Annotated in this window: 16 protein-coding genes; all 16 read left to right on the plus strand. The window is 66.0% G+C overall.

Annotation, left to right across the window (positions count from 1 at the left end):
* The first annotated feature begins 50 nt into the window (after positions 1 to 50).
* Positions 51 to 824 carry a 2,3-dehydroadipyl-CoA hydratase PaaF gene (gene paaF / locus PMI20_RS16030; protein WP_007926484.1) on the plus strand — a complete coding sequence of 258 codons (774 nt, stop codon included), beginning with the start codon at positions 51 to 53 and terminating at the stop codon, positions 822 to 824.
* A 50-nt stretch (positions 825 to 874) separates the two neighbouring features.
* Positions 875 to 1,666, plus strand: coding sequence for a 2-(1,2-epoxy-1,2-dihydrophenyl)acetyl-CoA isomerase PaaG (gene paaG, locus PMI20_RS16035; RefSeq protein ID WP_007926486.1), 792 nt, complete (start codon positions 875 to 877; stop codon positions 1,664 to 1,666).
* A 2-nt stretch (positions 1,667 to 1,668) separates the two neighbouring features.
* Entirely contained in the window at positions 1,669 to 3,186 is a 1,518-nt protein-coding gene (gene paaH, locus PMI20_RS16040; RefSeq protein WP_007926495.1) for a 3-hydroxyacyl-CoA dehydrogenase PaaH, read from the plus strand.
* Positions 3,179 to 3,628, plus strand: coding sequence for a hydroxyphenylacetyl-CoA thioesterase PaaI (gene paaI / locus PMI20_RS16045; RefSeq protein WP_007926497.1), 450 nt, complete (start codon positions 3,179 to 3,181; stop codon positions 3,626 to 3,628). The genes paaH and paaI overlap by 8 nt, the downstream gene beginning before the upstream one ends.
* The gene (gene pcaF / locus PMI20_RS16050; RefSeq protein WP_007926499.1) at positions 3,621 to 4,826 is read left to right on the plus strand and encodes a 3-oxoadipyl-CoA thiolase; all 1,206 of its coding nucleotides are present in this window, start codon (positions 3,621 to 3,623) and stop codon (positions 4,824 to 4,826) included. Before paaI ends, pcaF begins: the two co-directional genes overlap by 8 nt.
* Before the next feature lie 102 nt (positions 4,827 to 4,928).
* Positions 4,929 to 6,251, plus strand: coding sequence for a phenylacetate--CoA ligase PaaK (gene paaK / locus PMI20_RS16055; RefSeq protein WP_007926501.1), 1,323 nt, complete (start codon positions 4,929 to 4,931; stop codon positions 6,249 to 6,251).
* A 178-nt stretch (positions 6,252 to 6,429) separates the two neighbouring features.
* Entirely contained in the window at positions 6,430 to 7,419 is a 990-nt protein-coding gene (paaA, locus tag PMI20_RS16060) for a 1,2-phenylacetyl-CoA epoxidase subunit PaaA (RefSeq protein WP_007926503.1), read from the plus strand.
* A gap of 134 nt (positions 7,420 to 7,553) precedes the next feature.
* Positions 7,554 to 7,835 (plus strand): 1,2-phenylacetyl-CoA epoxidase subunit PaaB, encoded by a 282-nt coding sequence (gene paaB, locus PMI20_RS16065; protein WP_007926505.1) that lies wholly within the window; start codon positions 7,554 to 7,556, stop codon positions 7,833 to 7,835.
* Positions 7,836 to 7,843: 8 nt separating this feature from the next.
* Positions 7,844 to 8,605 (plus strand): 1,2-phenylacetyl-CoA epoxidase subunit PaaC, encoded by a 762-nt coding sequence (gene paaC / locus PMI20_RS16070; protein ID WP_007926507.1) that lies wholly within the window; start codon positions 7,844 to 7,846, stop codon positions 8,603 to 8,605.
* Positions 8,592 to 9,122: a 1,2-phenylacetyl-CoA epoxidase subunit PaaD gene (gene paaD / locus PMI20_RS16075; RefSeq protein ID WP_007926509.1), complete on the plus strand. Its 531-nt coding sequence runs from the start codon at positions 8,592 to 8,594 to the stop codon at positions 9,120 to 9,122. Before paaC ends, paaD begins: the two co-directional genes overlap by 14 nt.
* A 24-nt stretch (positions 9,123 to 9,146) precedes the next feature.
* Positions 9,147 to 10,223 carry a 1,2-phenylacetyl-CoA epoxidase subunit PaaE gene (gene paaE / locus PMI20_RS16080; RefSeq protein WP_007926511.1) on the plus strand — a complete coding sequence of 359 codons (1,077 nt, stop codon included), beginning with the start codon at positions 9,147 to 9,149 and terminating at the stop codon, positions 10,221 to 10,223.
* 171 nt (positions 10,224 to 10,394) lie between these two features.
* Complete coding sequence (locus PMI20_RS16085) at positions 10,395 to 10,703, plus strand: DUF485 domain-containing protein (protein WP_007926513.1); 309 nt, start codon at positions 10,395 to 10,397, stop codon at positions 10,701 to 10,703.
* On the plus strand, positions 10,700 to 12,346 hold the full coding sequence (locus tag PMI20_RS16090; protein WP_007926514.1) for a cation acetate symporter: 1,647 nt from the start codon (positions 10,700 to 10,702) through the stop codon (positions 12,344 to 12,346). The genes PMI20_RS16085 and PMI20_RS16090 overlap by 4 nt, the downstream gene beginning before the upstream one ends.
* A 33-nt stretch (positions 12,347 to 12,379) precedes the next feature.
* The gene (locus tag PMI20_RS16095; protein WP_007926519.1) at positions 12,380 to 13,633 is read left to right on the plus strand and encodes an OprD family porin; all 1,254 of its coding nucleotides are present in this window, start codon (positions 12,380 to 12,382) and stop codon (positions 13,631 to 13,633) included.
* 58 nt (positions 13,634 to 13,691) lie between these two features.
* On the plus strand, positions 13,692 to 15,746 hold the full coding sequence (paaZ, locus tag PMI20_RS16100) for a phenylacetic acid degradation bifunctional protein PaaZ (protein ID WP_007926522.1): 2,055 nt from the start codon (positions 13,692 to 13,694) through the stop codon (positions 15,744 to 15,746).
* 138 nt (positions 15,747 to 15,884) lie between these two features.
* Entirely contained in the window at positions 15,885 to 17,387 is a 1,503-nt protein-coding gene (gene nhaB / locus PMI20_RS16105; protein WP_007926524.1) for a sodium/proton antiporter NhaB, read from the plus strand.
* The last annotated feature ends 79 nt before the right edge of the window (positions 17,388 to 17,466 follow it).

The following is a 17,466-nucleotide window of genomic DNA, read 5'->3' on the forward strand; positions in this document are numbered from 1 at the left end:
CCAATAATGACCCGGCCCTGCGCCGAGCGTGCACCGTGAGGGCATCCGCCATGCCTCAAACCCTTGCTGTCGAAAGCCTCGATGGCGGCGTTCGAGTGATTACCCTGCAACGCCCCGCCGCCCTGAATGCCCTGACCAGCGAATTGCTCGGCGAACTGGCGGCCGCCCTGGACGTCGCCCAGGCCGATGACACTGTCCAGGTCGTGGTGCTGACCGGCAGCCGCAAGGCCTTCGCCGCCGGCGCCGACATCAATGAAATGGCCGAGCGCGATCTCACCGGCATCCTCAATGACCCGCGCCAGGCTTCCTGGCAGCAGATCACCGCCTTCAGCAAACCGCTGATCGCCGCGGTCAATGGTTTCGCCCTCGGCGGCGGCTGCGAGCTGGCCATGCACGCCGACATCCTGATCGCCGGCGAGGACGCCCGTTTTGGCCAGCCGGAAATCAACCTCGGGATCATGCCCGGCGCCGGCGGCACCCAGCGCCTGCTGCGGGCGGTCGGCAAGTCCTTGGCCATGCAGATGGTCCTTGGCGGCGAGTCGATCGATGCCCGCCATGCCTTGCGCGCCGGCCTGGTCAGCGAAGTCACCCAACCGGAACTCACGGTCGAGCGTGCCTTGCAGCTGGCGCGGCTGATTGCCGGCAAGGCGCCGCTGGCCCTGCGCCTGGCCAAGGAGGCGCTGCTCAAGGCGCTGGACACCGACCTCGCCAGCGGCCTGCGCTTCGAGCGCCATGCATTCACGGTACTGGCCGGCACCCGCGACCGCGAAGAAGGCATCCGTGCCTTCCAGGAAAAACGCCGGCCCAGCTTCACCGGCCACTAGGCCGCCGCAGCGGCCAACGACTCACACGACCTGTCAGAGAGCGCCAGAACATGAACTTCGAACACATCCTGTTTTCCGTCGAGGCAGGCGTCGCCCTCCTCAGCCTGAACCGCCCCGAGCAGCTCAACAGCTTCAATGCGCAGATGCATGGCGAGGTTCGCGAAGCGCTCAAGCAACTGCGCGCCAATCCCGAGGCCCGGGTGCTGCTGTTGACCGGCGAAGGCCGGGGTTTCTGCGCCGGTCAGGACCTGAGCGACCGCAACGTCGCCCCCGGCGCGGAGGTGCCGGACCTGGGCGAATCCATCGAGCGCTTCTACAACCCGCTGATCCGCCAGTTGCGCGACCTGCCGCTGCCGGTGATCTGCGCGGTGAACGGCGTGGCCGCCGGGGCCGGGGCCAACATTCCCCTGGCCTGCGACCTGGTACTGGCCGGTCGTTCGGCGAGCTTTATCCAGGCGTTCTGCAAGATCGGCCTGATCCCCGACTCCGGCGGCACCTGGACCTTGCCGCGCCTGGTCGGCATGGCGCGGGCCAAGGCCCTGGCCCTGCTGGGCAATCGCCTGACGGCCGAACAGGCCGAGCAATGGGGCCTGATCTATCGCTGCGTCGAAGATGCCGAATTGCGTGATGAGGCCCTCAAGCTTGCGCGCCACCTGGCCACCCAACCGACCTATGGCCTGGCACTGATCAAGCGCAGCCTCAACGCCAGCCTGAACAACAGCTTCGACGAACAGCTGGAACTGGAAAAAGACCTGCAACGCCTGGCCGGACGCAGCGAGGACTACCGCGAAGGCGTGAGCGCCTTCATGGACAAACGCACACCGACCTTCAAGGGGCGTTGAACATGAACCCACTGACACCCCAGGCCCGCGTCGCGGTGATCGGCGCCGGCGCGATGGGTGCCGGCATCGCCCAGGTCGCGGCCCAGGCCGGCCATCCGGTATGGCTGCTGGACAACCGCCCGGGCGCCGCGGCGCAAGCCATCGCCGGCATCGACCGGCAACTCGCCAGGCGCGTGACCAATGGCAAGCTCGATGCCCAGGCGCACAGGGCGACCATGGCCCGACTGCAGGCGGCCGAAGCCATCGAGCCACTGGCCGACAGCGAGCTGATCATCGAAGCCATCGCCGAGAACCTCGAAGCCAAGCGCGAGCTGTTTCGCCAGCTGGAAAGCCTGTGCCGCGACAGCTGCATCCTCGCCAGCAACACCTCTTCGCTGTCGATCACCCGCATCGCCGCCGGCCTGAAACGACCCGAACGCCTGCTGGGCCTGCACTTTTTCAACCCGGCACCGGTCATGCCGCTGGTCGAGGTCGTCTCGGGACTGGCCAGCGACCGGCAACTGGCGCAGTGCCTGTACGACACCGCCACGAACTGGGGCAAGCAGCCGGTGCACACCCGCTCCACCCCGGGCTTTATCGTCAACCGCGTGGCCCGGCCGTTCTACGCCGAAAGCCTGCGCCTGCTGCAGGAAGGCGCCGGCGACTGCGCCACGCTCGACGCCCTGCTGCGCGAGGCCGGTGGTTTTGCCATGGGTGCCTTCGAACTGACAGACCTGATCGGGCATGACGTCAACTACGCGGTGACCCGCTCGGTATTCGAGGCCTATTACGGCGACATGCGTTTTCAGCCATCGCTGATTCAGCAGGAACTGGTGGATGCCGGGCACTTCGGACGCAAGAGTGGCCAGGGTTTCTATGCCTATGCCGAGGGCGTCGAACGCCCCGCCCCCGTGGAGTTGCACAGCGAGCAAAACATCGAGCACTGCGTGGTCGAGGGCGACCTGGGGGCTGCCCACGGCTTGCTGCAACGCTTGCGCGAGTCCGGTGTGCGCCTGGTCGAGCGTGATGGCCCTGGCCTGGTGCGAGTCGGCGATGCGGTACTGGCCGTCAGCGACGGACGCCTGGCCAGCCAGCGCGCCCGCGACCAAGGCTTGAGCAACCTGATCCTGCTGGACCTGGCCCATGACTATGCCAGCGCTGGCCGCCTGGGCATCAGTTGCTGCGCCGGCACCAACCCACTGGCCCGCGACCAGGCGGCGGCACTGTTGCAACGCGCCGGGTTCAAGGTCAGCCAGCTCAGCGACAGCCCGGGGCTGCTGGTCCTGCGCACCGTGGCGATGCTCGCCAACGAAGCCGCCGACGCCTTGCTGCAAGGCGTGGCCTCGGCGGTGGACATCGACCTGGCGATGCGCGCCGGGGTCAATTACCCCGAAGGCCCCCTGGCCTGGGCCGACCGCCTGGGCCTGCCGCAGGTACTCGAGGTCCTGCAAAACCTGCAGGCCGCCTATGGCGAGGAACGTTACCGACCGTCCCTGCTGTTGCGCCGCCGGGTTGCCGAAGGGAGGACGCTGCATGCTTGATCACCCCGCCATGAGCCTGGCCAGCGCCTGCGCCCAGAGCCTGTTCAAACGCGACAACGCCAGCCAGGCCCTGGGCATGCGCCTATTGTCAGTGGCGCCCGGCACCGCCCGGCTGGGCATGAGCGTGCGCGAAGACATGCTGCAGGGCCACGGCACTTGCCACGGTGGCTTGCTGTTCACCCTGGCGGACTCGGCCTTCGCCCTGGCCTGCAATACCTATGACGAAGCCACGGTGGCCATCGGCTGCAGCATCGACTACATCGCCCCGGCCCGCCTGGGCGACACCCTGACCGCCGATTGCATCGAGCAAAGCCGCAACGGCCGCACCGGCAACTACGACGTACGGATCAAAAACCAGCATGGCGTGTTGATCGCCCTGTTCCACGGCAAATCCTACAAAGTGCGCGGCCCGGTGCTGGCGCAGGAGGCACCCAATGAATGACGCCCTGATCATCGATGCAGTCCGCACCCCCATCGGCCGTTACGGCGGCGCCCTGAGCAGCGTGCGCGCCGACGACCTGGGCGCGGTGCCGTTACGCGCCCTGGTGCAGCGCAACCCCGGAGTCGACTGGAGCCGGGTCGACGACGTGATCTACGGCTGCGCCAACCAGGCCGGCGAAGACAATCGCAACGTGGCACGCATGTCGGCGCTGCTGGCCGGGTTGCCGGTGGAGGTCCCCGGCACCACCCTCAACCGCTTGTGCGGCTCCGGCCTGGACGCCATTGGCAGCGCCGCCCGCGCCCTGCGTTGTGGCGAGGCCGGGCTGGTGCTGGCCGGCGGCGTCGAATCGATGTCCCGCGCGCCGCTGGTGATGGGCAAGGCGCAGACCGCGTTTTCGCGCCAGGCCGAGCTGTTCGACACCACCATTGGCTGGCGCTTCGTCAACCCGTTGATGGAACAAGGCTTCGGCATCGACTCGATGCCGGAAACCGCGGAAAACGTCGCCGCGCAGTTCGGCATTTCCCGCGCCGACCAGGACGCCTTCGCCCTGCGCAGCCAGCAGCGGGCCGCGGCGGCGCAAGCCAGCGGACGCCTGGCCAGGGAAATAGTCGCGGTGCCCATCCCCCAGCGCAAAGGCCCGCCGAGCCTGGTCGAACACGACGAGCACCCAAGGGGAGACACTACCCTCGAACAATTGCAGAAGCTCGGCACGCCATTCCGCCAGGGCGGCAGCGTCACCGCGGGCAACGCCTCGGGGGTCAACGACGGCGCCTGCGCCCTGTTGCTGGCCGACGCGGTAACCGCGCAACGCTACGGCCTCAAGGCCCGCGGCCGGGTGGTCGCCATGGCCACCGCCGGGGTCGAACCGCGGATCATGGGCATCGGCCCGGTGCCGGCCACGCGCAAGGTGCTGGAACTGGCCCGGCTGAGCCTGGCGGACATGGACGTGATCGAGCTTAACGAGGCGTTCGCCGCCCAGGGCCTGGCGGTGCTGCGCGAGCTGGGCCTGGCGGACGACGACGAGCGGGTCAACCCCAACGGCGGCGCCATCGCCCTGGGCCACCCCCTGGGCATGAGCGGCGCGCGCCTGGTGACCACCGCGCTGCACGAACTGGAGCAACGCCAGGGTCGCTACGCCTTGTGCACCATGTGCATCGGCGTGGGCCAGGGCATCGCCCTGATCATCGAACGACTTTAAGACGGGATACACCCGCGCCCGGAGCCCCCACGGGTATCCTGGGCGCAGGCACTCAGGAGCCGCCCGCCGGCGGCTCGACACAACAATAATTCGAGTGAAGCCATGAACATGCCAATTGCCAAAGCCGTGCTTGATCCCCTGCTGGACCCGCTGGAGACCGCCAGCGTCGACCAGTTGCGCCAGCATCAACTGGAACGCCTGCGCTGGAGCCTGAACCACGCCTACCGGAATGTGCCGCTGTACCGCCAGCGCTTCGACGCGCTGGGCGTGCACCCGGACGACGTGCGCAGCCTGGAGGACCTGGCGCAGTTCCCGTTCACCAGCAAGTCCGACCTGCGCGACAACTATCCCTACGGCATGTTCGCCGTGCCGATCGAGGACGTGGTGCGCCTGCATGCTTCCAGCGGCACCACTGGCAAGCCAACGGTGGTCGGCTACACCCAGAACGACATCGACACCTGGGCCAGGGTGGTCGCGCGCTCGATTCGCGCGGCCGGCGGCCGGCGTGGCGACAAGGTCCATGTGTCCTACGGCTATGGCCTGTTCACCGGCGGTCTGGGAGCCCACTACGGCGCCGAGCGCCTGGGCTGCACGGTGATTCCGATGTCCGGCGGCCAGACCGAAAAACAGGTGCAGCTGATCAAGGACTTCCAGCCGGACATCATCATGGTCACGCCCTCCTACATGCTCAACATCGCCGACGAGATCGAGCGCCAGGGCATCGATCCGCAAAAGCTCGCCCTGCGCCTGGGGATCTTCGGCGCCGAACCCTGGACCGCCGAACTGCGCAGCGCCATCGAACAGCGCCTGGGCATCACCGCGCTGGATATCTACGGGCTCTCGGAAATCATGGGCCCGGGCGTGGCCATGGAATGCGCCGAGACCAAGGACGGGCCGACCATCTGGGAGGACCACTTCTACCCCGAGATCATCGACCCGGTGACCGGCCAGGTGTTGCCGGACGGCCAGATGGGCGAGCTGGTGTTCACTTCGCTGAGCAAGGAAGCCCTGCCGATGATCCGCTACCGCACCCGCGACCTGACCCGCCTGCTGCCCGGCACCGCGCGGCCCATGCGGCGTATCGACAAGATCACCGGACGCAGCGACGACATGCTGATCATTCGCGGGGTCAACGTGTTCCCCACACAGATCGAGGAGCAGGTGCTCAAGGTCCGGCAACTCTGCGAATGCTACGAGATCCACCTGTACCGCAACGGCAACCTCGATAGCGTCGAGGTCCATGTGGAACTCAAGAACGAGCATCAACAGCTGGGCGACGAGCAGCAGAAAGCCATCTGCGACGAACTGAGCCGGCACATCAAGACCTACATCGGTATCAGCTCGCGTATCGTTTTGCGCCCGGCCTTTTCCCTCAAGCGCTCCGAGGGCAAGGCCAGCCACGTGATGGATAACCGGCAGAAATAAGCCATTCCCAGCTTAAAGCCCCGCTTCGGCGGGGCTTTTTTTTGCCCGAGGGAAAGCTTTCAATGAGCAAAGCGATACAAAACCATATACGACACGCTATTTTATGTTTGATATTTATTTTTGTATCACATATAAAGTTCTCCATGCCCAGGCAATCCTTCACGGCAGGAGACGCACCATGTACGCACAGCTGGTAGAGACCGGAGTCAAAAGCATCAAGCCGCGTTCGGAGATGTCCGAACAGGAACGTGCCTTCCAGGACAAAATCGATTCGGAAATCAAGATCGAAGCCAAGAACTGGATGCCGGATGCCTATCGGCAAACCCTGATCCGGCAGATTTCCCAGCACGCCCATTCGGAAATCGTCGGCATGCTGCCCGAAGGCAACTGGGTGACCCGCGCCCCGACCCTCAAGCGCAAGCTGCAACTGATGGCCAAGATCCAGGACGAAGCCGGCCACGGCCTGTACCTGTACAGCGCGATGGAAACCCTGGGCGCCGACCGCGACGAGGAAATCGCCAAGCTGCACAGCGGCCGCGCCAAGTACTCGAGCATCTTCAACTACCCGACGCTGAACTGGGCCGACATGGGCGCGGTGGGCTGGCTGGTGGACGGCGCGGCGATCGTCAACCAGGTGGTGCTGCAGCGCACCTCCTACGGCCCCTACTCCCGGGCCATGGTGCGCATCTGCAAGGAAGAGAGCTTCCATCAGCGCCAGGGCTACGAAATCCTCCTGACCATGATGCGCGAGGGCAACCAGGCGCAGAAGGACATGGTCCAGGACGCCATCAACCGCCTGTGGTGGCCGGCACTGATGATGTTCGGCCCCAGCGACGAACATTCGCCCAACAGCGCGCAGTCCATGGCCTGGAAGATCAAGCGCCAGAGCAACGACGAACTGCGCCAGCGCTTCATCGACCAGACCATCCCGCAGCTGGAGCTGCTCGGCTGCACCTGCCCGGACCCGGACCTTAGGTGGAACGCCGAACGCGGCCACTACGACTTCGGCGAGATCCAGTGGGACGAATTCTACGAAGTGCTCAAGGGCAACGGCCCTTGTAACCAGGAACGCGTCGCTACCCGGCGCAAGGCCATCGAGGACGGCGCCTGGGTGCGCGAAGCCGCGGTCGCCCACGCCCGCAAGAAAACCAATAAAAACGCCGCGTGAACCGTAGCCGCTGCCGAAGGTTGCAATAAGGCCCGAAGGACCTTCGAGGGCCTCAAGAGCGCGCCCCCTTCGGGGTCGATCGCAGCCTGCGGCCGCGGCTACATGAATTCAGCCCCTGATGTGGAGTCACCCTTATGTCCGAATGGACCCTCTTCGAAGTCTTCGTGCGCAGCAAGCACGGGCTCAACCACAAGCACGTCGGCAGCGTGCATGCCGCCGACAGCGCCATGGCCATCGAGAACGCCCGCGAGCTCTACACCCGCCGCAGCGAAGGCGTGAGCCTGTGGGTGGTGCCCTCGGCGCTGATCGTCGCCTCGTCCCCGGATGAAAAGGACCCGCTGTTCGACCCGGCGGACGACAAGGTCTATCGCCACGCCAGCTTCTACGAGCTGCCGGCCGAAGTGGGGCACATGTGAGGTCGACCATGAACACGCGAAGCGAATTGATCCAATACCTGCTGCGCCTGGGCGACAGCGCCCTGGTCCAGGGCCAGCGCCTGTGCCAGTGGTGCGGCCGCGCGCCGGCCCTGGAAGAAGAACTGGCGCTGATGAACGTCGGCCTCGACCTGGTGGGCCAGGCCCGCAACTGGCTGGACTACGCCGCCGAACTGCTGGACGACGGCCGCGATGCCGACCACCTGGCGTTCCGCCGCGACGAGCGGGCCTATCGCAACCTGCTGCTGGTGGAACAGCCCAACGGCGATTTCGCCGTGACCCTGCTCAAGCAGTTTCTCTACGACGCCTGGCACCTGGAAGTGCTCAAGGGCCTGGCCCAGTCCAGCGACGAACGCATCGCCGGGATCGCCGCCAAGGCGGTGAAGGAAGTCACCTATCACCTGCGCCGCTCCAGCGAATGGGTCGAACGCCTGGGCGACGGCACCGAGCACAGCCACCAGCGCATGCTGGAGGCGATTCCCCTGCTCTGGCGCTTCACCGTCGAGCTGATCGGCGGCGACGACAGCGAAAACCACCTGCACGGCGCCGGCATCATCGCCGACCCCGCGCAGGTCGCCAGCGCCTGGCAGGTGACAGTCGCGCGGATTTTCGCCAGCGCCACCCTGCCCCTGCCAGCGGCCCCCAGCCATTTCTACCTGGATGCCCGCCGCGGCCTGCACAGCGAACACCTGGGCATTTTGCTGGCGGAAATGCAGGCGCTGCCACGAGCGTACCCCGATGCGACCTGGTGAGCTGATTTCCAGCGACCGCGGCGCCCGTGCCCAGCAGCCGGGCGACCTGGAAGCCGCCTGGAGCATCCTGGGCGCGGTCATGGACCCGGAGGTGCCGGTGGTCAGCGTGGTGGAGCTGGGCATCGTCCGCGACCTCGACTGGCACGACGGCCACCTGCAGGTGGTGGTCACCCCGACCTACTCCGGCTGCCCGGCCACCGAGGTGATCGAGGGCGATATCCGCGCCGCCCTGGAACTCGCCGGTTTTTCCGCGCCCCGGCTGCAACGCCGGCTGACCCCGGCCTGGAGCACCGACTGGATCACCGCCAGCGGCCGCGAACGGCTGCGGGCCTACGGCATCGCCCCGCCCGTGGGCAGCAGCAAGCGCAGCCTGCTGGGCGAAAGCGCTGCCATCTGCTGCCCGCAATGTGGCAGCAGCCACACCGAACAGCTCAGCGAATTCGGCTCGACCGCCTGCAAGGCGCTGTATCGCTGCCGGGACTGCCTGGAGCCGTTCGACTATTTCAAGTGCATCTGACGCCGTGTCAGTGGGAGAACAACCATGAGCAAATTCCACAGCCTGACCATCAAGGATGTGCGCAGCGAAACCCGCGATGCGGTGTCCATCGCCTTCGAGATTCCGCAGCACCTGCAGGACAGCTTTCATTTCACCCAGGGCCAGCATCTGGTGATGCGCACCCAGCTGGATGGCGAGGAAGTGCGCCGTTCCTATTCGATCTGCGCCGGGGTCAACGATGGCGAGCTGCGCATTGCCGTGAAGCGCGTGGCCGGCGGGCGTTTTTCGGCGTTCGCCAATGACCGGCTCAAGCCCGGGCACTGCCTGGACGTGATGCCGCCCGCCGGGCACTTCCATGTCGAACTCGACCCCGCACGCCATGGCCAGTACCTGGCGGTGGCAGCCGGCAGTGGCATCACGCCGATCCTGTCGATCATCAAGAGCACCCTGGAAACCGAGCCCCACAGCCGCGTCACCCTGCTGTACGGCAACCGCGCAAGCTCCGCCGCCCTGTTTCGCGAACAGCTGGAAGACCTGAAGAACCGCTACCTGCAACGCTTGAACCTGATCTTCGTGTTCAGCCGCGAACAGCAGGACGTCGACCTCTACAACGGCCGGATCGACGCCGACAAATGCGCCCGGCTGTTCTCCCGCTGGCTCGACGTCAAGGCCCTGGACGCCGCCTTCATCTGCGGCCCGCAGGCGATGACCGAAACCGTGCGCGACAGCCTGAAAGCCCATGGCATGGCCGCCGAGCGCATTCACTTCGAGCTGTTCGCCGCCGCGGTCAGCCCGCACAAGCGCGAGGCGCGCGAAGCCGCCCGGCAGCTCGATGCGGCGGTCAGCCAGATCACCGTGATCAGCGACGGTCGCGCCCTGGCCTTCGACCTGCCACGCAATAGCCAGAGCATCCTCGACGCCGGCAATGCCCAGGGCGCCGAACTGCCCTATTCGTGCCGCGCCGGGGTGTGCTCCACCTGCAAGTGCAAGGTGATCGAGGGCGAAGTGGAGATGGACAGCAACCACGCCCTCGAGGACTACGAAGTGGCTGCTGGGTACGTGCTGTCGTGCCAGTCGTTCCCGGTCAGCGACAAGGTGGTGCTGGACTTCGACCAGCTCTGATTGTGGCCGCTGCCGGAGGCTGCGATCGACTTGGGCGGCACTCCGACGAAGCGGGCGCACGGTCTTGAGATCGCTGAAGGCCTTCGGCCTTATCGCAGCCTCCGGCAGCGGCTACAGAAAAAATTCACCGCGTTTCAACCAAAACAAAAACAACATCAAGAGAGCGCTCCCATGACCCCGCAAGACATCGAACAGATCCGCCGGCACCCCGACTTCATCCAGCTGGTGCGGCGCAAACAGAACCTCTACTGGTCCCTGACCCTGGCCATGCTGGTGATCTACTACGGCTTCGTGCTGCTGGTGGCGTTTTCCCCCAGCACCCTGGGGCGCTCGCTCAGTGGCGGGGTGACCACGGTGGGCATGCTGGTGGGCGTGGCGATCGTGCTGCTGGCCTTCGCCCTCACCGGTTTTTATGTCTATCGCGCCAATAACGTGATCGACCCGCTGAACGAAAAGCTCAAGCAGGAGTGCGCCCAATGAAGCGCTTGCTGGTGTTGTTCGCCCTGCCGTGCCTGTTCGCCACCGACCTGGCGCTGGCCGCCGAAGGCAGCGCGCGCCCCTTGAACTTGAACGCCATCGGCATGTTCCTGGTGTTTGTCCTGTTCACCCTCGGCGTCACCCGCTGGGCTGCCCTGCGCACCCGCTCGGCCAGCGACTTCTATACCGCCGGCGGCGGCATGAGCGGCTTGCAGAATGGCCTGGCGATCGCCGGCGACATGATCTCCGCAGCGTCCTTCCTGGGCATCTCGGCGATGATGTTCCTCAACGGCTACGACGGCCTGCTGTACGCCCTGGGCGTACTCGCCGGCTGGCCGATCATCCTGTTCCTGATCGCCGAACGCCTGCGCAACCTGGGCAAGTACACCTTCGCCGACGTGGTGTCCTACCGCCTGGAACAGACCCCGGTGCGCCTGACCTCGGCCTTCGGCACCCTGACCGTGGCCCTGATGTACCTGGTGGCGCAGATGGTCGGCGCCGGCAAGCTGATCGAGTTGCTGTTCGGCATCAGCTACCTCTATGCGGTGATGCTGGTCGGGGTGCTGATGGTGTTCTACGTGACCTTCGGCGGCATGCTCGCCACCACCTGGGTGCAGATCATCAAGGCGGTGATGCTGCTGTTCGGCACCAGCTTCATGGCGTTCATGGTGCTCAGGCATTTCGGCTTCAGCACCGAGGCGATGTTCGCCGGGGCCAGCGCCGTGCACGCCAAGGGCAGCGCGATCATGGCCCCGGGCGGGCTGCTGTCGAACCCTATCGACGCCATTTCCCTGGGCCTGGGCATGATGTTCGGCACCGCCGGCCTGCCGCATATCCTGATGCGCTTCTTTACCGTCAGCGACGCCAAGGAAGCGCGCAAGAGCGTGTTCTACGCCACCGGTTTCATCGGCTACTTCTATCTGCTGCTGATCGTGGTCGGCTTCGGCGCGATCGTCATGGTCGGCACCGATCCTTCGTTCCGCGACGCCAGCGGCGCGATCATCGGCGGCGGCAACATGATCGCCGTGCACCTGGCCCAGGCGGTGGGTGGCAACCTGTTCCTCGGCTTCATCTCGGCGGTGGCCTTCGCCACCATCCTCGCGGTGGTCGCCGGCCTGGCGCTGTCCGGCGCCTCGGCGGTGTCCCACGACCTGTACACCTGCGTGCTGCGCAAGGGCCAGGCCAGCGAGCAGCAGGAAATGCGCGTGTCGCGCATCGCCACCCTGTGCATCGGCGTGCTGGCGATCGTCCTCGGCCTGCTGTTCGAGTCGCAGAACATCGCCTTCCTCTCCGGGCTGGTGCTGGCCATCGCCGCCTCGGTGAATTTCCCGGTGCTGTTCCTTTCGATGTTCTGGAAAGGCCTGACCACCCGCGGCGCCGTGACCGGCAGCCTGGCCGGACTGGTGTCGGCAATCGTGCTGCTGGTGCTGAGCCCGGCGGTCTGGGTCAACGTGCTGCATCACGAACGGGCGCTGTTCCCTTATTCCAACCCGGCGCTGTTTTCCATGAGCCTGGCGTTCCTCAGTGCCTGGCTGTTCTCGGTGACCGACACCTCGGCGCGGGCCGAACTGGAGCGTGGCCGCTACCTCGCGCAGTTCATCCGCTCGATGACCGGCATTGGCGCTTCCGGCGCCAGCAAACACTGAACCCGTTCCGATCGATGACAGGGAATAACAACAATGAACCCCGTTTCCATCGCCTCACCGAAACACCTGCTGCCGGCCATGGCCTCGCTGGGCCTGGGCCTGTTCACCTGCAGCGTACAAGCCGACTTCATCGGCGACAGCAAGGCGCGGATCGAAATGCGCAACCACTACATCAACCGTGACTTCCGCCAGGCCAACGCCGCGCAGTCCAAGGCCGAGGAATGGGCCCAGGGCTTCACCGTGCGGCTCGAGTCCGGCTACACCGAGGGCACCCTGGGTTTCGGCCTGGACGCCCTCGGCGAGCTCGGGCTCAAGCTCGACTCCAGCGCGGATCGCCGCGGCACTGGCCTGCTGCCGTTCGGCCCCAACAGCCACGAACCTGCGGACGAGTTCAGCGAGCTGGGCCTGACCGGCAAGCTGCGCCTGTCGAAAAGCGTCTTGAAGATCGGCACCCTGCAACCGCTGCTGCCCGTGGCCACTTACAACGACACCCGCCTGCTCGGCTCGACGTTCCAGGGCGGCCTGCTGACCAGCCAGGAAATCAGCGGCCTGACGGTAAATGCCGGGCGCCTGACCGAAGCCAACCTGCGGGACTCCTCGAGCAACGACGACATCGGTTATGGCGCCGCCCGCAGCGATCATTTCGACTTCGCCGGTGGCAGCTACGCCTTCAACCCGCAACTGAGCCTCAGCTACTACTACGGCAAGCTCGAACAGATCTATCGCCAGCACTATCTCGGTCTGCTGCATACCCAGCCCCTGGGCGGCGGCTTCAGCCTGCGCAGCGACCTGCGCTACTTCGACAGCCGTGGCGACGGCGCCGAGCGCGCCGGGCGGATCGACAACCGCAACTTCAACAGCATGTTCAGCCTGATCAAGGGAGCGCACAAAATCAGCGCCACCTGGCAGCAGCTGTCCGGTGACAGCGCCTTCCCGTTCCTCAACGGCGGCGATCCCTATGTGGTCAACCTGGTGACCTACAACACCTACACCCGTGCCGAGGAAGACTCCTGGCAGCTGCGCTACGACTACGACTTCGCGGCCATGGGCCTGCCCGGCCTGACCTTCATGACCCGCTACACCGACGGCCGCCACGTCAAGGCGGGCAGCATCGACAACGGCCGCGAGACCGAACGCGACACCGACATCACCTACGTGATCCAGAGCGGACCGCTGAAGGACCTGAGCATCCGCTGGCGCAACGTGACCTTTCGTTCGGGCAACGGCCTGACCACCGACCTCGACGAGAACCGCCTGATCCTCGGCTACACCCTGGCTCTTTGGTAAACCCCGCCGGCGCGGTCGCTGGCCGCGCCGGCCTCATTCATCATCCGGAGGAATCGTGATGCCTCACGCCCCTACCCTGCAAAGCTTCATCGCCGGCCGCTGGATCGGCCAACACGGCGCCCAGGTGCTGCGCAGCGCCATCGACGGCCACGAACTGGCCCGCACCCATGAAGAACGCCTGGATTTCGCCGAGGCGCTCGACCATGGCCGGCGCCAGGGCATCGCCTCCCTCATGGCCCTGGACTTCCAGCAGCGCGCCCAGCGGCTCAAGGCGCTGGCGCTGTACCTGAGCGAGCGCAAGGAACAGCTGTACGCTATCTCCCATCACAGCGGCGCCACCCGCGCCGACAGCTGGATCGACATCGAGGGCGGCAACAGCACCCTGTTCACCTATGCCAGCCTGGGTTCGCGGGAACTGCCCTCGGGCAATATCGTCCACGAAGGCCCGGCGCTGCCGTTGAGCAAGCTCGGCAGTTTCGCCGGCACCCATATCCTGGTGCCCCGCGGTGGCCTGGCGGTGCATATCAACGCTTTCAACTTCCCGATCTGGGGCATGCTGGAAAAATTCGCCCCGAGCTTCCTCGCCGGCATGCCGTGCATCGTCAAGCCGGCCACCGCCACCTGCTACCTGACCGAAGCCGTGGTGCGCCTGATGGATGAATCGGGGCTGTTGCCCGCCGGCAGCCTGCAACTGGTAATTGGCGGCACCGGCGACCTGCTCGATCGCCTGCAAGGCCAGGACGTGCTGACCTTCACCGGCTCGGCCGACACCGCGGCCAGGCTGCGCGCCAACCCGCAGCTGATTCGCAACTCGGTGCCGTTCAATGCCGAGGCCGACTCGCTGAACTGCGCGATCCTCGCCCCGGACGTGAGCCCGGACGACGAAGAGTTCGAGCTGTTCATCAAGGAAGTGGCCCGGGAAATGACCACCAAGGCCGGGCAGAAATGCACCGCCATTCGCCGCGCCATAGTGCCGGCCCGGCACCTCGACGCGGTTGCCAGCCGCCTGCGCGACAGGCTGGCCAAGGTAGTGGTCGGCGACCCGGCGGTGGAAGGCGTGCGCATGGGCGCGCTGGCCTCCCACGACCAGCAACGGGACGTGGCCGAACGCCTGGAGAGCTTGTTGCAGAGCAGCGACCTGTTGTTCGGCGCCCGCGACGGCTTCGAGCCGCGCGGGGCAAACACCCGAGAGGGCGCGTTCTTCGCCCCGACCCTGCTGCAGGCCCGCGACCCGCATGCCGAAGGCGGCGCCCACGATATCGAGGCCTTCGGCCCGGTCAGCACGCTGATGGCCTATGACGACCTCGACGAAGCCCTGGCCCTGGCCGCGCGAGGCAAAGGCAGCCTGGTGGCCAGCCTGGTGACCCGCGATCCACGCATCGCCGCCAAGGCCATCCCGGTGGCCGCGGCCTGGCACGGGCGCCTGCTGGTGCTGGACCGTGAATCCGCCGCCGAATCCACCGGCCATGGCTCGCCGCTGCCGCAGCTCAAGCACGGCGGCCCGGGCCGCGCCGGCGGCGGTGAAGAACTCGGTGGCCTGCGCGCGGTGAAGCACTACCTGCAACGGGCGGCGGTGCAAGGCTCGCCGACCATGCTGGCGGCGGTCACCGGCGAATACGTGCGTGGCGCCAAGGTCATCGAGACCGAGGTGCATCCGTTCCGCCGGTTCTTCCAGGACCTGCAGATCGGCGAGTCGTTGCTGACCCACAGACGCACGGTGACCGAGGCCGACCTGGTGAACTTCGGCTGCCTGTCCGGCGACCACTTCTATATGCACTTCGACGAGATCGCGGCCAAGGAGTCGCAGTTCGGCAAGCGCATCGCCCATGGTTACTTCGTGCTGTCGGCGGCGGCCGGGCTGTTTGTGTCCCCGGCGCCGGGCCCGGTATTGGCCAACTATGGCCTGGACACCCTGCGTTTCATCAACCCGGTGGGCATCGGCGACACCATCCAGGCGCGCCTGACCTGCAAACGCAAGATCGACCAGGGCAAGCAGAGCCCGCAAGGCATCCCCCAGGGTGTGGTGGCCTGGGACGTGGAGGTCAGCAACCAGCTGGGCGAGCTGGTGGCCAGCTACGACATCCTGACCCTGGTGGTCAAACGCGAAGACTGACCGGCACCGCCCGCAGGAGCTGGTTTATCGGCTCCTGCGCGGGCCCGGGCGGTATTTGTGGCAAAAGATTTCAGAGTTTCTTGATCTTCACCGGTGCTTGCGGCAAGTTGCGCGCTTCTTCAATACAAGGAGCAGCCAATGTCCGGTTCACTGGCCCAGGCTTTCACCCACAACTTTCTCGGCCATTCACCGCGCTGGTACAAAGCCAGCATCCTCGCCTTCCTGCTGCTCAATCCCTTGCTGCTGTTCACGGTCGGCCCGGTGGCGGCCGGCTGGATGCTGGTGGCCGAGTTCATCTTCGCCCTGGCCATGGCCCTCAAGTGCTACCCGTTGATGCCCGGCGGCCTGCTGGTGCTGGAAGCCGTGGCGCTGGGCATGACCACGCCCCAGGCGCTGTACGACGAACTGGTGCACAACTTCCCGGTGATCCTGCTGCTGATGTTCATGGTGGCCGGCATCTACTTCATGAAGGAGCTGCTGCTGTTCCTGTTCTCCCGGCTGTTGCTGGGGGTACGTTCCAAGGCGCTGCTGGGTCTGCTGTTCTGCTTTCTCTCGGCCTTCCTCTCGGCGTTTCTCGATGCCCTGACGGTGACTGCGGTGATCATCAGCGCCGCGGTGGGCTTCTATTCGGTGTATCACCGGGTGGCGTCCGGCAACGACCCGCGCCAGGACAGCGAATTCAACGACGACCAGCACTTGCCGCAACTGCATCACCAGGACCTGGAGCAGTTCCGCGCCTTCCTGCGCAGCCTGCTGATGCATGGCGCGGTGGGTACCGCCCTGGGTGGCGTCTGCACCCTGGTGGGCGAGCCGCAGAACCTGCTGATCGGCCATGAAATGGGTTGGCACTTCGCCGACTTCTTCCTCAAGGTCGCCCCGGTGTCCCTGCCGGTGCTGGTGGCCGGACTGGTGACCTGCGTGCTGCTGGAGAAACTGCGCTGGTTCGGCTACGGCACCCTGCTGCCGGACAACGTGCGCGCGGTGCTGGCCAACTACGCCGCCGAAGACAACGCCGAACGCACCGACCGGCAACGCGCGGCGCTGCTGGTACAGGGTGTGGCGGCGCTGATCCTGATTGCCGCGCTGGCCCTGCACATCGCCGAGGTCGGCCTGATCGGCCTGATGGTGATCGTGCTGATTACCGCGTTCACCGGCATCACCGACGAGCACCGCCTGGGCAGCGCGTTCAAGGATGCGATGCCGTTCACCGCCCTGCTGGTGGTGTTTTTCGCGGTGGTGGCGGTGATTCACGACCAGCAGCTGTTCACCCCGCTGATCCAGTGGGTGCTGGCGCTGCCAGCGAGCCAGCAACCGGGCATGCTGTTTATCGCCAACGGGCTGTTGTCGGCCATCAGCGATAACGTGTTCGTCGCCACCATCTACATCACCGAAGTGAAACAGGCCTTCGCTTCCGGACTGATGAGCCGCGAACACTTCGAAGCCCTGGCGGTGGCGATCAACACCGGCACCAACCTGCCGAGCGTGGCCACGCCCAACGGCCAGGCGGCGTTCCTGTTCCTGCTGACCTCGGCGATCGCGCCGCTGGTGCGCCTGTCGTATGGACGCATGGTGTGGATGGCGTTGCCCTACACCGTGGTGATGGGTGTGCTGGGCTGGTATGCGGTGAGTTACTGGCTGTAAGGATGTAGCCGCTGCCGTAGGCTGCGATCGACCCGCAGGGTCGCGGCGGTCTCCAGATCGCTGAAGGCCTTCGGCCTTA

It is taken from the genome of Pseudomonas sp. GM17, from assembly GCF_000282175.2.
Classification (GTDB): domain Bacteria; phylum Pseudomonadota; class Gammaproteobacteria; order Pseudomonadales; family Pseudomonadaceae; genus Aquipseudomonas; species Aquipseudomonas chlororaphis.